Source organism: Maledivibacter sp., from assembly GCA_025210375.1.
In the GTDB taxonomy this organism is placed as follows: domain Bacteria; phylum Bacillota; class Clostridia; order Peptostreptococcales; family Caminicellaceae; genus JAOASB01.
In genome coordinates this window covers 19,096-36,195 of the sequence record JAOASB010000012.1, presented here as the reverse complement: position 1 = coordinate 36,195, position 17,100 = coordinate 19,096, and the positions used below count along the sequence as shown (strand labels likewise).

11 protein-coding genes are annotated in these 17,100 nt (G+C 33.7%); 1 reads left to right on the top strand and 10 read right to left on the bottom strand.

Annotation, left to right across the window (positions count from 1 at the left end):
- Positions 1 to 81: 81 nt before the first annotated feature.
- Complete coding sequence (locus tag N4A68_03900; protein MCT4563449.1) at positions 82 to 1,065, bottom strand: AIR synthase family protein; 984 nt, start codon at positions 1,063 to 1,065, stop codon at positions 82 to 84.
- A gap of 426 nt (positions 1,066 to 1,491) precedes the next feature.
- Here N4A68_03900 and N4A68_03895 point away from each other — a divergent pair, with 426 nt between their 5' ends.
- Complete coding sequence (locus tag N4A68_03895; GenBank protein ID MCT4563448.1) at positions 1,492 to 3,006, top strand: hypothetical protein; 1,515 nt, start codon at positions 1,492 to 1,494, stop codon at positions 3,004 to 3,006.
- Positions 3,007 to 3,149: 143 nt separating this feature from the next.
- Here the strand turns inward: N4A68_03895 and N4A68_03890 are convergent, their stop codons facing one another.
- The 9 genes from N4A68_03890 to N4A68_03850 all read right to left on the bottom strand — a co-directional run bounded on the left by N4A68_03890 (position 3,150) and on the right by N4A68_03850 (position 16,356).
- The gene (locus N4A68_03890; protein MCT4563447.1) at positions 3,150 to 3,746 is read right to left on the bottom strand and encodes a hypothetical protein; all 597 of its coding nucleotides are present in this window, start codon (positions 3,744 to 3,746) and stop codon (positions 3,150 to 3,152) included.
- Positions 3,747 to 3,991: 245 nt separating this feature from the next.
- On the bottom strand, positions 3,992 to 5,374 hold the full coding sequence (locus tag N4A68_03885) for a hypothetical protein (protein MCT4563446.1): 1,383 nt from the start codon (positions 5,372 to 5,374) through the stop codon (positions 3,992 to 3,994).
- 182 nt (positions 5,375 to 5,556) lie between these two features.
- A complete protein-coding gene (locus N4A68_03880) occupies positions 5,557 to 7,242 on the bottom strand; it encodes a peptide ABC transporter substrate-binding protein (protein MCT4563445.1) in 1,686 nt (561 codons plus the stop codon).
- A gap of 479 nt (positions 7,243 to 7,721) precedes the next feature.
- Entirely contained in the window at positions 7,722 to 9,407 is a 1,686-nt protein-coding gene (locus N4A68_03875; GenBank protein MCT4563444.1) for a peptide ABC transporter substrate-binding protein, read from the bottom strand.
- A gap of 732 nt (positions 9,408 to 10,139) precedes the next feature.
- Positions 10,140 to 11,822 carry a peptide ABC transporter substrate-binding protein gene (locus N4A68_03870; GenBank protein MCT4563443.1) on the bottom strand — a complete coding sequence of 561 codons (1,683 nt, stop codon included), beginning with the start codon at positions 11,820 to 11,822 and terminating at the stop codon, positions 10,140 to 10,142.
- A 383-nt stretch (positions 11,823 to 12,205) separates the two neighbouring features.
- On the bottom strand, positions 12,206 to 13,204 hold the full coding sequence (locus N4A68_03865; protein MCT4563442.1) for a dipeptide ABC transporter ATP-binding protein: 999 nt from the start codon (positions 13,202 to 13,204) through the stop codon (positions 12,206 to 12,208).
- Positions 13,204 to 14,226, bottom strand: a complete 1,023-nt coding sequence (locus tag N4A68_03860; protein ID MCT4563441.1) for an ABC transporter ATP-binding protein — start codon at positions 14,224 to 14,226, stop codon at positions 13,204 to 13,206. The genes N4A68_03865 and N4A68_03860 overlap by 1 nt, the downstream gene beginning before the upstream one ends.
- Positions 14,227 to 14,232: 6 nt before the next feature.
- Positions 14,233 to 15,408 carry an ABC transporter permease gene (locus N4A68_03855; GenBank protein ID MCT4563440.1) on the bottom strand — a complete coding sequence of 392 codons (1,176 nt, stop codon included), beginning with the start codon at positions 15,406 to 15,408 and terminating at the stop codon, positions 14,233 to 14,235.
- A 27-nt stretch (positions 15,409 to 15,435) separates the two neighbouring features.
- Entirely contained in the window at positions 15,436 to 16,356 is a 921-nt protein-coding gene (locus N4A68_03850; protein ID MCT4563439.1) for an ABC transporter permease, read from the bottom strand.
- Positions 16,357 to 17,100 lie beyond the last annotated feature (744 nt).

The following is a 17,100-nucleotide window of genomic DNA, read 5'->3' as shown; positions in this document are numbered from 1 at the left end:
TTCCCTAATTCTATTTATATCATTTGGTGTAACTTTATGCAACTTGATGTAGTTAAATGTAATTGTAATTTAATATATTTCTTATATGACCTTATATAATTCATCACTTTTTGGGGGTTGTATTACAATCTTTTCATTATTCTTGATAAGATATTTATTTTTTTCTACAATTTCTCCGATAACACTTGCCCTAATGCCCCCTTCATATAGCCCTTTAATCAATTGTTTTTCCTTATTTGGACTTACGGTTATTAGCATAGTCCCGCTGGAAATTAATCTTAATGGATCAATGTCTAGAAACCCACAAATAGCTTTAGTTTCCTCGGCAATGGGAATTCTATCATTGTAAATATTGCAGCCCACCTTTGAGGCTTCACATATTTCCCATATGGCACCTAAGATGCCACCTTCGGTCACATCATGCATACTGCTAAAACCTATTTCACCTGCTATAATACCTTCCTTAACGACACTAATGTCATCCACCATACTTTGAGCTTTTTTAATTATTTCCCGGGAAAATGTCGAACCGAGTTTCCCTTCTAAATCATATGCTATTATACCAGTACCTTCAAGTCCAGCAGTTTTGGTCATAATTATTTTATCTCCAACCTTAACCCCGGAATTTTTTACTATATCGGATTTTAATTGTCTTCCAATGGCAGTTGCAGAAATTATAATTCTATTCACAGCTTCGGTTATTTCTGTATGACCTCCTATTATCTCCACACCTAGCTTAGCCGCTTCCCTTGAAGCCTGCTTCATAATCCCATCTATTTGTCCTTCTGTTGTACCTATGGGTGCCAAAATTGTCATCATAAGCCCCAAGGGCTCTATCCCATTTGAAGCTATATCATTACAATTTATATGTACAGCTAATTTCCCAACCTCACTAGCTGCTCCAGTTATAGGGTCCGTTGACATTACTAAAGCATACTCTCCAAAATCTACTACAGCACAGTCTTCACCTATTCCGGGTCTAACCATAACTTCTTCCCTCTGGAATTTTATATTATTAAAAATTATTTTTTTTAATAGCTCGGAGTCAAGTTTACCAACCTTCAATTCATTCATCCTTTCTTTATGTAAATACAACTAATCGTGGATTTAAATTCTAAGCAAAATCACTTCACGATCCAACTTATTTATTTTTTTCATACTTCTTAATCATTTGCGATTTGCCTATTTATTAAATCATCCCTTTCTATTATATCTCACTTTCTATTTCAGTTGTATGGATTATTTTAAAATATCAAAACCACCTTAAATATTTTTAAACTTACTATGATTTAATGAGAAAATTGCATAATATATATGATATATCCTTGAGGATTTTAAAACTACATGCAGTAGATGGTTTTTATAGAAAGTAATTATGGAATTTGCTCAAATTATAAAATTTATACAATTTTCTCAGAATATCAAGAAATATAATAAATATATATATAATAGTACTAATAATCTGATCTTTTAAATTGGGGTGGTGATATCATGGATGTTAAAGATTTGCTTGAGAGTTTAGATTACTCAAAGGAAAATGTACATAGACAAGCTTTGGTTTATTCCTTTTCAAATATATTTACCCTATCCATGCTCTCAGGATTTGGAGTAGAATATAATATATCCGACGATCTTATTGATGATTTCAAGAAAAAGTTATACACTGAAGCTATTAAAGATACAGATGATGATCAGAAAACCTATAAACAAGACCTTACCTCAGATGATAGCCTATATTTTGTTAAGGATTTATCTCCTATAAAAGCAATATACTCAGGAATAAAGCTTGATTCTTCTTTTAATGATACTATCAAAGACGATATAAATATGGGAATAGATCTTAAGGATGGAAATTTACAAAAAGAGTTAAGTCCTAAAAACCAAGGATTACTTATTTTGAACGAAGTAAATTTATCACAATTCCTATATACAAGGGGTTTAATCAAGGGAAATGATGAGTCCTCTTATTCTGAGAAACTCATAGGCATGATTTTACTAGATTCAGCTGTAAATCAAGGTGTATTTTGTCAAAATGAACTTAAAAATTCAGAAGGTTTTTTTATAAAGAAGGAAAGTATTACTTTAGATATAAATAATACTGAACTACAAGAGACGGATAAAAAAATAGACTGGGAAGACCAAGTATATATGCTTTGGGCCTATGCAAAGCTATATGAGACCCTGGGCAACTCAAATCATGACAGATATTTTCAATTGGATAAATCCAATATGTTTAGGGATTATGCCTTTAATTTGCTTAGTGTTCTAAAAAATAATGAATATAGGATTATTGAACTTGATACGGCTAAACTTTCAAGTTTAACATCCTCTATTATTGAATCACTAAATATTTTAGATAAAGATAAAAATTATATGCAATTTGTATTAAGTCTTTGTGATGAGCTTTATTCAAGGAAGAAGCAAAATGGCTTTATGATATACAGCAGGCAAATAGATAAAGCTGCTTCCTTAGCATCCCATTTTAAATCCATGGAAGCTTTGGTCGATGCCTTTGAATATACAAATTTTGACTTGTTTTTAAATACATCGGAAGAAATCTATAACAATTTAGCCGCCACTTGGGATGAACATATCAATTTATTTAGACTTAATAAAGATACTAATATTAAATATTCTACTAAAAGTATATCCTACATCTTAAAATCCCTTAGTAAGCTTCAAAAAATCACACCTTCATCAAAGGTAAAGGAAAGTATTGATTCACAATTAACTAGTTTCTTCGATTCTTCTATAAATGATACAAATCTTCAAGCTCCACTGCCTAGTCTTAGTATAGAGCTTAGTATGTTCCGAAACTCAAATAATCAGACATCTGTCATAGAAAATATACTTGATAATAATAGATCCTATGTTATCGAAAAAGGCTTTGAAATCAACAAGACTGATTATAAGATCAACAAATATTGTGATGAATTTAGCTCTGAACATGCATTATTTGCATCGGATGCAATGCTAAATCTAGGAATAGAGGAAAGTTCTAAGTGATAAGTTCCATGTTCTAAGATTAAAGTCATTCTTTTAGGCATATACGAAAAATAAATAAAAGGACGAGTAAGATGACTAGTTTATTTTTTGAATATGCTTTAGGTCTATAAGCAACCTTAAGGAATGACTTTTCATATAGAACTTTATTTAGATTTACCTTCACAAAAAAGGTTTTTCCATTCTTCCTTTGTCATCATTCTATGGTCGGATATTACATACAGTACTTCAATATCAGATGGCTTTATTTCATGAAATATTAATACTTCAGCATCATAGCCTTTCTCCTTGTCCAACCGTCTATCTAGATTATCATAAAAAGAGCAGGAGGTTTTCCAATATTTATTTAAAAGTTCATCGCCCTTATCATCTAAATATGCTTTACATTTATTGTACTCATCTACACTTTGTAATATAAAGGGTTCATATATTTGATTTGCTAGATTTTCGTTGGCAACCCAGCATTTTTTTGGATCGACTTTTATACCTAATAAAACAGTATGGGAATGAAATTTATGATTTTTGGCAAAGTTTAGACTTGAAAATATCGCTTTCTTCCTTATAACCCAATCGGGTATATTAGGGTTTTTATATTTATCTATGTAATCATGGAACTTGTAATACTTAGATAAATAGGTTCTTTTATCATCATATTTTATTCCATTCTTAAGGGCCATATTAATATCTACAATACTTATTATGTGATAAACCCTATTTGTCTCAGTATAGTCCAAAAAAAACATGATATCACCTCCCTATTAGTTTTGTTAAATTTATTGTAAATATACTAAATTTTAAAGCAATTATTTTTTGCAATTGTGAAATAATAATTATAGAGGTGATATTGTGATAAATATAAATTGTATTATTAGTGATTGTGTTTTTGAAAACAACGGAAAATGTACATTAACTCATGTTTCAACTCCTTCAGAAGTATATAATCCTCAGTGCATATACTTTAGACCCCAGGATGGAGAAAATAGAAAGTCTAAATCAAAAACATGGCCACAATGGTCGTAACAATTAATCCTGTTACAACTGGAATAAAGTTTCGCTCCGCCAAATCCATAGGCTTTACTCTACAAATCGCTGCAGCTGGTATTAGTCCCCAAGGTACCAATGTTCCACCACCAACCCATATAGCTCCTATCTGACCTAATGCCGCCAATACTGGAATACTACCATTTATAGCTGTACCAAAAACTCTAGAAAGTGATCCCCCTAGAGACATACCTGAAAATCCCGATCCATCTAATCCAGTTATGGCTCCTACCAGCATTTCAATACTTGCTACTATGGGTCTGTTCATTTTTGCTATGGAAGCCAATGCACTACCCATATCAGACAATATGCCTTGAGATCCTAAGGGCAATACGCCTTCTCCTAAAACTGCTTCAATAGGAGAAATCTCACCTAAATAGAAGAATGCCGCTATAGGAATTATGGGCCCAAATATCTCCATACCAAACATAAATCCTTGTTTGATAAATATAGTTATTTTGTCTAGAGATTCCTTTCTATACTCAGCCATAGTAATTATTAAAGTCAATACTACTGCAGTTCCACCTATTAATGCCGTTGCGTCTCCTCCCCTAAGTTCAAAATAGAACATTGCCACTATATCAAGTAAAAATGCAATGGGTACAATTACAGCCGCCATCTTAGCAGTTTTGCTTATTCTCCTTGAATCATTTAATTCTTCTAGACTCAACTGTGGGCCAATAATTTTTCCCTTTTTCATATCTCTTTTAAGTAAAATATATGCTGTTAAAATAGTTACAATACCCATGGTTAAAAATAATGGAGTACCCTTTAATATGATTTTTTCCACTGGTATACCTGCGGCACTTGCAGTTATAGTGGGAGCCCCTTGTATAACATAGTCAGTAGATAATGCCAAACCATGTCCGAATAGGTTTATTGCCATCGCTGCTCCTATAGCCGGCAATCCTACTTTTAAAGCCACTGGTAAAAGTACTGCTCCAACTAAGGCGGTTGCAGGAGTCGGCCAGAAAAACCAAGAGACCACAAGCATGACTATGCCTATAAACCAAAATGCTATGTCAGCTGTCTTTATAAATTTTGTGAAGGGCTTAATCATAAGATTATTTGCACCAATTTCCTCTAGTACCTTGGACATAGCTACTATACAAGATATTACTATTATTATTCCAATCAATTCCCTTGCCGCCACAATAAAAGCATCAAATACTCCCCTTGTAGCACCTACAATATTATTTTGGGCTATAAAACTTATAAGAAACACTCCTAAAATACATGGAATTATTGTATCCTTTCTCATCAACATTACTACCAAAATAACTAGAGTCATCATTACATAAACCCAGTGAATTAAAGTAAGCTGAACCATATTTCTCCCCCTTAAAGTAGTGTTACTATTTATCATATTCATGGGGAAAGAAAATTGATACAATAAATGCTTGGAGTCATAGAGCTACTTTACTTTTGACCGATTTCTCTATAAAAAACAACCTACAACAAAAGGGACGATCTGATTTAATCAGATCGTCCATCAATACCTATACTATTAAATTATTGAGCCCTTCCTTCTATATAGGCTTTATCAAAGAACATACCTCCAAGTGGTGATCTATACCAACCCTTAACATAATTCTTCATCATCATTGGATGAGTATAGTAGTAAACTGGCATTACTATTTGATCTTTCATCATCAAATCCTCTGCTTTATGCATTAATTCAGCTGCTTTCTTAGGATCACTTTCTTTCTTAGCGGCATATATTAACTTATCGTATTCTTCATTGTGCCATTGTGGATCATTATTTCCACTCTCAGATAAGAACATATCTAAGAAAGTCATTGGGTGGTTATAATCACCTATCCAGCCATGTCTAGCAATAGTAAATTCACCATTCTGTCTAGCTGGAATAAATACTCTCCACTCCATGTTTTCTAGTTCTACATCTACATTTAAGTTCTTTTTCCACATCTCTTGAACAGCTTCAGCTATTCTCTTATGGTTTTCACTTGTATTATACTTTAATGTAACCTTAGGGAAGCCTTCTCCATTAGGATATCCTGCTTCAGACAACAGCTTCTGTGCTTCTTCAACCTGTGCAACCATTGGATCTATTCCATAATCTCCACCGGCTTTTCTAAAGTCTTCTCCACCAGTCATGATTCCTGGAGGAACAAACCCGGATGCAGGAATTTGTCCACCTAAAGTAACTGTGGTAACTATTGCGTTTCTATCTATGGCTTTAGTAAATGCTTGCCTAACCTTTAAATTATCAAATGGCTCCTTTGTAACATTGAAACAATAGAAGTATGTTCCAAGATATGGAGCTATGATAAACTCATCATTCTCGGATTGAAGTCTTGGAATTTCTTGAGCTGGAACTTCATCTGTACCATCGATATCCCCCGCCTCAAATGCAGCTAGTCCAGTGGACTGCTCAGTAATAAATACAAATTTCACTGCATCAAGCTTAACTCTATCCTTATCCCAATAATTCTCATTTGGTACAAGCTTCATAACGTCATTTTGAGTATATTCACCTAATATAAATGGTCCATTTGTAATAGCTGTTGCAGGATCAAATTCCCACGCTTCAGGATTTTTCTCAACTACATCTTTTCTAACTGGGAAATATGTTGGAAATGCGAATAATTCAAGTATATATGCAGTAGGCTGTTCTAAAGTAACCTCTAAGGTTTTCTCGTCTATAGCCTTTATTCCTAATTCATCAACACCTAATTCACCAGAATAAATTTTTGTTGCATTCTTAACTGGATCTAACATATAAGCATATTCACATGCTGTTGCAGGATCAACTGCTCTTTTCCATCCATATATAAAGTCTTCAGCAGTTACAGGCTTTCCATCTGACCACTTAGCATCTTCTCGCAAATGGAATGTCCAGATAGTCTTTTCATCATTTGTTTCCCAACTTTCTGCAGCCCCAGGTCCCTGCTCCATCTTTTCGTTTGTTCTTACTAATCCTTCAAAGATATTTTGCATAATTATTGATGCCCCAACAGAAGTTGCTTTATGTGGATCAATACTATCTGGATCAGCTAGAAGGTTATAGGTTAAAATTTGTTCATCCTTTTTTGGTTCTTCTTTTGCAGGCTCTTCAGTAGTTTCATTAGGCTTATCTTCAGGAGCTGTTGAGGGTTCCTCTTTTGGAGTACAACCAGCAAAAGCCGCTACTACTAGAGCAAACACTAAAAATAATGCTAAGCTTTTCTTTAACAAAATAATCCCCACCTTTTTTATTTTTTATCATTTATTTCTAACCTATAAATATACACCCATAGGTTATTAAATAAATCCAGCTTATATATTCTATATCTAAATTAAGCTGCTAAAAGTTATTAAAGCTTCTTTCCTACCTATGTAAATAATCCTACCCCCTTAAATAGGACAACTTTGCTTTATTATAATTTATTTTCCGAATTTTTTCAATATTTAAGTTTTTGTAATATATTAATTTTTTGTAATAAATTATTTCTTTCCGACACAATTCTATTTTTTTGATTATTCTTCGACTGTATATGACATTTTTAGCGATATCACAGCCCCTTACCCTATGTAATATTTATTGCTCATCAACATAATTTATGTCCATTTTTTCCATTTAAAATTTACTTAACTAAAAATACACACAAAAAAATGACGATCATATGACCGTCATTCCTTTAGACTTTTAACAACAGTTTATACTATTGTCATATTTATTTTTCAATATAAGTGTTCTTAAAGTATATTTGTCCAAGTGGTGATCTATACCAACCTTTAACGTGTTGCCCCATCATCATTGGAAGAGTATAGTAATAAATTGGTATCACCATCTGGTTTTCCATAATTATATTTTCTGCCTTATGCATTAACTCCTTTGCTGTTTTTTCATCGGAAGCCATCTTGGCCTCATTTATAATCTTATCGAACTCTTCATTTCTTACTTGTGTATAGTTATTTCCACTATCACTTAATAATAAATCAAGGAATGTCATTGGATGATTATAGTCACCTATCCATCCTGCCCTTGCTATTTGGAAATTACCTTCTTCTAGGGCTGGATAATGTACCCTTGTCTCCATATTTGTGAGTTCTACACTTGTATTTAGGTTTTCATTCCACATTTCTTGTATAGCTTCAGCTATCCTCTTATGGTTTTCGCTTGTATTATACTGTAATGTAATTTTAGGAAGTCCTTCACCATTAGGATATCCTGCATCGGCTAGGAGCTTCTTAGCTTCTTCAACTTGAGCAGACATTGGATCCATTCCAAAGTCTCCTCCAGCTTCTCTGAAATCTTCTCCCCCAAAGGTTACTCCTGAAGGAACATACCCTGTAGCAGGTACCTGACCACCTAAAGTCACCGTTGTCACAATAGCATTTCTATCTATAGCCTTTGAAAAAGCTTTTCTTACCCTTACATCATCAAAGGGTTCCTTAGTCAGATTAAATACATAATAGTATACCCCTAAATATGGTGCTATAATAAAGTCTTCGCTTTCAGATTGTAGCCTTGGGATCTCTTGATTTGGCACTTCATCTATACCATCAAGGTCTCCAGCCTCCATAGCCGATAAAGCCGTAGATTGTTCTACTATAAATACAAAATTAAGTTCATCAAGCTTAACCCTATCCCTATCCCAATAGTGTTCGTTTGGTACTACTGTAAGAACATCATTTTGAGTATATGATGATAATTTAAAAGGTCCGTTTGATATAGCTAGTTCTGGGTTAAATGCCCAACCTTCAGGGTCTTGTTCAATTATATCCTTTCTAACTGGGAAAAGGGTTGGGAACCCAAATACTTCTACCATATATGATGCTGCGGCCTTTAAAGTAACCTCCAATGTTTTCTCATCTATTGCCCTAACTCCAAGCTCTTTTGGTGGAACTTCACTAGTATAGGCGGCTGTTCCATTTTCAAATAAGTCAAACATATAGGAATAATCACAAGGTACTTTTGGATCTACGGCCCTTCTCCATGCATATACAAAATCCTCGGAGGTAACGGGCTTACCATCAGACCATTTTGCATCTTCTCTTAGCTTGAAGGTCCACACAAGCCCATCATCACTTATTGTCCAGCTTTCCGCTACACCTGGCACGGGCTTAAGGTCTTTATCAAAGGTTACCAACCCTTCAAATGTGTTGGATAATATTACTGATCCACCTACAGTAGAATTTAATTGTGGGTCAAGGGTTTCTGGATCAGCAGCAAGGTTATATGTAAGTTTCTGGGGCTCCTTTGTTTCTTCTTTAACTGGTGTCTTTTCATTGGACTCCGCCTTCTCTCCAGCTTTATCATTGTCTGGTGCCGAATGATTGTTATTCTGAGTACATGCGGTAAATGAAGCAATAATTAAAACCAATACTAATAATAATGATATAACTTTTTTACCCATAATATCCTCCCTCTTTCTTTTCAAATTTAATGGTAACTATACATAAAATACATTATCTAAATGCATTTATATAAGCCAATGTGAAAGCTTTACTTTGTGAAACTACTTTAACATAATTGAATAAATCACATAATTCTTACTTGGCTGAGTTACATATGGGAATATAAGCTGTGGTGTAATTACTTAAAGTATAGGAATATTTGATGGTGTTGCTCTGGGGATTTAAAAACTAAATATGGTAGATGGTTTCTATAGAAAGTAATTATGTAATTTGCTCATTTAAAAAGAGTGGGTACAATCATGAAGTTTCATCAGAAAAATATTTTCAAACAAAAGTTCATGATTGTTAAATATTTTAAAGAAGCTTTGCATTATAGTATAATTATAATAACATTTCATATTTTTGTCAATATTTTATTTATTATAATTAAACTTTATCCATAGAAACTGTTTACTATTACTTTACTTTCGTTTATTCATTAATATTTTTCAAGGTATATATTCTGGGGCTTAAATAGATCTGATTTTTCAAAAAAAATAAAAGCTTGAAGGTATATTGGATATACCTCCAAGCTTTTAAAGGACTTCCTAAAAACATGAAGTTCGAGGCGTGCTAAAACCCAGAGACCACAGCATATATAGACATACGTAAGGGTTCTGGGTTTTAGCAACAACGAAGAAATTTGGGTTTTTAGGTATCAAGACGGCCCAAAGGCCGCCTTGATTATAATCTTACTTCTCTACATATGCATTTTTGAAGTACATTGATCCAAGTGGTGATCTATACCAACCTTTAACATGTTGACCCATCATCATTGGATGAGTATAGTAGTAGATTGGCATTACTATTTGATCTTGCATAATTAAGTCTTCTGCTTTATGCATTAATTCAGCAGCTTTCTTTTCATCAGAAGTAACTTTAGCTTCTAGGATTAACTTATCAAATTCTTCATTTTTCCATTGAGCATCGTTATTACCACTGTCTGATAAGAACATATCAAGGAATGTCATTGGATGGTTATAGTCACCTATCCAACCATGTCTAGCAACTTGGAATTCACCATTTTGTCTAGCTGGTATAAATACTCTCCACTCCATGTTTTCTAGTTCTACATCAATATTTAAGTTCTTCTTCCACATCTCTTGAATAGCTTCAGCTATTCTCTTATGGTTTTCACTAGTGTTGTACTTAAGTGTAACCTTAGGGAAGCCTTCTCCATTAGGGAATCCAGCTTCAGCTAATAGCTTCTGAGCTTCTTCAACCTGTGCAGCCATTCCATCTACACCATAATCTCCACCAGCTTTTCTAAAGTCTTCTCCACCAGTCATTATTCCTAGTGGAACAAAGCCTGTTGCTGGTAATTGTCCCCCTAATGTAACTGTTGTAACAATAGCATTTCTATCTATAGCCTTTGCAAAAGCTTTTCTTACATTAAGATTATCAAAAGGCTTTTCTTCTACATTGAATATGTAGAAATAAGTTCCAAGGTATGGAGCTATGATAAAGTCTTCATTTTCAGCTTGAAGTCTTGGAATTTCTTGGTTTGGAACATTATCAATACCATCAAGGTCTCCAGCTTCCATAGCTGATAAAGCTGTTGATTGTTCTGTAATAAATACTAAGTTAAGTTCATCTAATTTAACATTTTCTCTTCCCCAATAATTCTCATTTGGTACTAGCTTCATAACATCATTTTGAGTATATGATGCTAATTTGAATGGTCCATTTGAAACAGCAGTTTCAGGGTTAAATGACCATCCCTCAGGATCCTTTTCAACTATATCCTTTCTTACTGGATATAAAGTTGGGAATCCAAATATTTCAATCATATAAGAAGCAGCAGCTTCTAATGTTACTTCAAAAGTCTTTTCATCTATAACTTTTACCCCTAATTCATCTACAGCTACTTCACCTTGGTAACATTTAGTACCATTTTTAATTAAATCAAATTGATATGCATATTCACAAGCTGTTTCAGGAGTAACTGCTCTCTTCCATGAATATTCAAAATCTCCAGCTGTAACTGGCTGACCATCTGACCATTTAGCATCTTCTCTTAGCTTGAAAGTCCATACAAGTCCATCTTCGCTTACTTCCCAGCTTTCTGCTGTACCCGGAATTGGCTTTAGATTTTCATCGAAAGTAACCAATCCTTCAAATATGTTTGAAATTATTATAGATCCACCTACTGAAGTATTTAATTGTGGGTCTATAGTCTCTGGATCTGCTTCAAGATTATAAGTTACTACTTGTGGATCCTTAGGTGTTTCGGATGGTGCTGGTTCTTCAGTTTTAGGTTCTTCCTTTCCTCCTTCATTAGCTGGTGCAGGTTCTTCACCCTTCTGCGCACAGCCAGCAAATGCACTTACTACTAAAACCAGAACTAATAATAATGCAAAGCTTCTTTTAAACAAAGTAACCCCTCCTAATTTTCTATCTTTTTTTATATATAAGTGGCAAATAATAAATACCACTTATTGACTTTTTAAAAAACAAATTATTAACATAAATTAATCTTATGAAATAATCTGAATATTTTTTTCGCAAAAAAATTTACTCCTAACTTAATAGGAATTATTCCACATATGTGACCAATAAGGTCAAGTCCAATATATACTTATATACTCCACTCTATTTAGTTAGAATTCTATAAAAAAATTAAAAATCCTGCATAATTTTAATGAAAAATTTAAATATGTTAATAAATTTATATATTCACAATATTTATGATACTTAATTTTTTTAATGTGATTTGGTGTAAAGGGCATGCCAAATAGAACACGCCCTCTATTTAATACTATCTATCATTCAAGTGGCATGCACACATATGTCCGCCACCAATATCCTTCAATTCCGGTTCAACTTCTGAGCAAATAGGCATAGCATATCTACATCTAGTTCTAAACCTACATCCTGAAGGAGGATTTATAGGACTTGGTACGTCACCTTCCAATATGACCCTCTGCTTAGTTTTAGTTACATCAGGATCGGGAATAGGAATAGCCGATAATAGGGCTTGGGTATATGGATGAGTAGGTTTTTTATATAATTCCTTACTTTCCGCCACCTCAACAAGCTTACCTAAATACATAACTCCTATTCTATCGGAAATATGCTTAACCATTGATAGGTCATGGGCGATAAAAAGATATGTCAGTCCCATTTCACTTTGTAAATCTTCCAGCATATTAACAACCTGAGCTTGAATTGACACATCAAGGGCTGAAATTGGTTCATCACATATTATAAAATCTGGTTCTACAGCTAATGCCCTTGCAATACCAATACGCTGTCTTTGTCCACCACTAAACTCATGGGGATATCTACTTGCATGATCTTTACCCAAACCTACCTTGTCAAGAAGGTTATATATTATCTCTTGTCTTTCTTTCCCACTGGCAAGACCATGAATATCCAATGGTTCTCCAATTATATCGGAAACCGTCATCCTTGAGTTCAAGGAAGCATATGGATCTTGAAATATCATTTGCATTTTTTTCCTAAAAGGTTTCATTTGACTTTGACGTATCTTACCTATTTCAGCTCCATCAAATATAACTTCCCCATCAGTAAGATCGTACAATCTTATGATAGTTCTACCAGTTGTGGATTTACCACATCCCGATTCTCCAACTAACCCTAGGGTTTCGCCTTTTCTAATATAAAAGCTTATATCATCCACGGCTTTAACATATTGAATATCATTTCCTAAGAGACCTTTATTAATGGGAAAGTACTTCTTTAAGTTTTTTACTTCCAATAAAATATCATTTTTTTTCACATTTATTTCGCTCATTATGCCGTCCCCCTTTTAACACCTGTGTCTACTTCAACCTTTGGTGCTTTTTCATGCAATAGCCAGCACATTGACCTGTGACCCTTACTCACCTCAAAATATGGAGGACGATGCTCTTTACAGATTTTCATAGCATAAGGACATCTTGATGCAAATGGACAACCTACAGGTGGTTTAATAAGATCTGGAGGAGTTCCTTCTATTGGTATTAGTCTCTGTTTTTCTCCTAGATCAAGTCTTGGAATTGATTTAAGAAGACCCATTGTGTAAGGATGCTTTGGATCATAAAATATTTCTTCGGAAGTTCCTTCTTCCATGATCAATCCACCATACATAACGACTATTCTAGAACATACATCGGCAACAACTCCCAAATCATGGGTTATAAGAATTATAGATGTATTAACCTTATCCTTTAAATCCTTCATGAGTTCAAGTATCTGGGCTTGTATAGTAACATCCAGTGCAGTAGTAGGCTCGTCAGCAATAAGTAAATCCGGTTGACATGATAGAGCTATAGCTATCATCGCCCTTTGTCTCATACCTCCACTAAACTCATGGGGATAATTGTCTACTCTAGTTTCTGGTGATGGAATCCCAACAAGTCTAAGCATATCAATAGCCTTTTCCTTAGCGTCCTTTTTATTTAAGCCCTGATGCCTTCTGATGGCTTCCATTATTTGATCACCAATTGTAAAAACAGGATTAAGGGATGTCATAGGGTCTTGAAAAATCATAGCGATTTCATTCCCTCTTATTGACATCATTTCCTTATCAGATTTTTTTACTATATTTTCACCTTTAAAGATAATTTCTCCATCTTTAATTTTCCCAGGAAATTGTAAAAGCTTCATTATGGACATGGATGTGACACTTTTACCACTTCCAGATTCTCCAACTATACCTATAGCCTCACCTTTGTCTACTGAAAAGCTAACACCACGAACTGCCTGTACTTCCCCAAGATGTATATAAAACGACGTTTTCAAGTCTTTAACTTCTAATATTTTCAAAACAATCACCCCTTCCTATTTACGTAAACGTGGGTCTAATGCGTCTCTTAACCCATCGCCTAAGAAGTTGAATGCAAGCATAGTTATACATATAGCCAATGATGGGAAGAACAGTAAGTAAGGATAAGAACGCAATCCTCCTAAAGCATCATTACAAAGAGTTCCCCATGAAGCCATAGGTGCTGATACCCCTAGACCTATAAAACTAAGGAATGACTCAGTAAATATTGCTGTTGGAATCATCATAGTCATAGTAACAATTATAGGCCCCATTGCATTTGGTATAAGATGTCTTATTAATATCCTCCAAGTGTCTGCTCCTAAGGTTTTGGCAGCTAAAACGAATTCCTGTTCCTTGAGACTTAAAATTTGCCCCCTTACTATACGGGCCATATTTACCCAATAAATGGTACCTAGGGTTATGATAATACTCTTAAGCCCTGAACCTATAACCACCATAATAAGTATAACATATAAAACTAAAGGTATAGTATTGATAATATCAACAATACGCATCATTATATTATCTGCTCTACCACCTAAATAACCTGAAGTTCCTCCATATAAAACACCTATAGTGAAATTAACTATTGCGGCTATGAAACCAATTAAAAGTGATATACGGGCACCGTAAATGACCCTTATCAATAGATCTCTACCAAGTTCATCGGTACCAAACCAGAACTTCTTATTAAACACTTTCTTTAGTGGCTGTATCACATTTCCATCTTCGGCCTTTAATTGAATAGGCTTTTGACTATAATCCACAGTGATTTTTTTACCATTTACTTCATAAACCTGATATTTCTTCATTACATTATTTTCTACAGGAGGAAGCTTTTCTAATATTTCTCCCTTAGCTGTAACCGTATACATCCTTAATGCTTTATGTAGATAAACATAATTGCTGTCATCTACTTGATGTATTTCAAATCTATTAGGTATACTTGCTAAATTCAAGTCTTGATCATAGTAAGTATATGGCGACACTAATGGTCCAAAAAACGCTATAATGATTAGCAAGATAATTGTAAATAGTCCACCCATAGAGGCCTTATTTAATTTAAGTCTTCTCCATGCGTCCTGCCAATATGTCAAGCTTGGTCTACTTATTTCGTCACCCTTTTTTCCTTTCCCCTGAACTTTTTCCCATAAATCTGGGGTGAAATTTATATTATTTATATCACTCATCTTATTCATAAGTCAGTCAAACCCTCCTTAATCTGTAACTTTAATTCGTGGGTCGATCAATCCATAAAGTAAATCAACAATTAAAATCATGATCATTAAGAATGCGGCAAAGAAAATTGTAACCCCCATGATCGTAGGATAATCTCTATTTGTTATACTTATAACAAAATATCTACCCATACCAGGCAATGCAAATATTCTTTCAACTACGAATCCACCCGTTAATATACCTGCAATCAGTGGACCAACATAGGATACAACTGGTATAATTGCATTTCTAAGAGCATGTTTAAATATAACTACTCCTTCAGATAGCCCTTTGGCTCTAGCCGTCCTTATATAATCCTGTTGAAGTACCTCCAGCATAGTAGAACGAGTCAATCTAGCCACAAAGGATAGTGAATATCCCGATAAAGCTATGGCAGGTAATATCCATCCCTTAGGGTCCTTTACTCCGAAGGTTGGTACCCATCTTAACTTAAGTGCAAATATATATAAGAGTACCGTGGCAATAACAAAGTTAGGTATGGTAATCCCCAGGGTTGCCCCAAACATTACGAGATTATCCTGCCATTTATTCTGTTTAAGTGCTGATATTACTCCAAAGGGTATTCCTAAACCTAGTATCAGTAAAATCGAATAGGTTCCTACTCTTGCAGAAATAGGGAATCCTTCTTTTATAAATTCGTTAACTCTTCGCCCTTCATAAACAAGTGAAGGCCCTAGATCTAACCTCAATACTCCACCCACATAGTCAATGTACTGTTTCCATAATGGGTCATTCAAATGATATTTTTCTCTTAAAGCCTCTTCAATTGCAGGCGGCAGTTTTTTCTCTTGTGTAAAAGGTCCACCGGGTACTGCATGCATCAAGAAGAAGGTTACAGTAATAATTAATAATAAAGTAATAAATAAAGAAACCAATCTGTTCACAAGAAATCTAAGCAAATTCTACACTCCCTTCAAAAAAATAGTCAAAAACTTTTTATTAACACCAATATTTTGAAACTTAGTTATCGTCAAACACCTCCCTTAATCAAACTAAGCTATTAATCTTAATATATAGTGTTCTCTATATATCAATAAATATATTTAAGAAAATATTTATTGATCTTAACCTAAATCATCTATATAGTTTTTTCATAGTATAACTTAATTTATACATAGACAAATATGCGATGGTTCTAGGCATTTTGTACTTGTATAAGTTAAAGTCTATACTAAAATCCCTATATAGGTATCCCAGCAAAAACTTTAATTTATACATATCAAAACTCCCCAGAAACATTGGATATTTTAATATGTATAATTTAAGATTGACTTAGAACTCTCTATACTTTGTTTAATTAAACTAATACTTTTTCTATAGGAATTTTATAAATATTCAATTTTGAGAAGCAATTCTCGGCAGGCATACTATGTACGATTTGATTGATTTTTCAAATAATTGCATGCAAAAAAAAATTCTTGTCCAAAGATTTACTATATTTTTATAATATCTCAAATTGTTTAAAAATTCAATGATTTGAGTCTATGAATAAATTTAAATATTTGTAACAATTAGTAAATCCTTTGATATTACGTTATTATGTCAATACCGAAATTTACCGACCCATTATATTATTTTATACCATCACCCTTCTTTTATTTAATTATCGTAAAACTTATATCTTCTTTGTAATATTTTTTTCA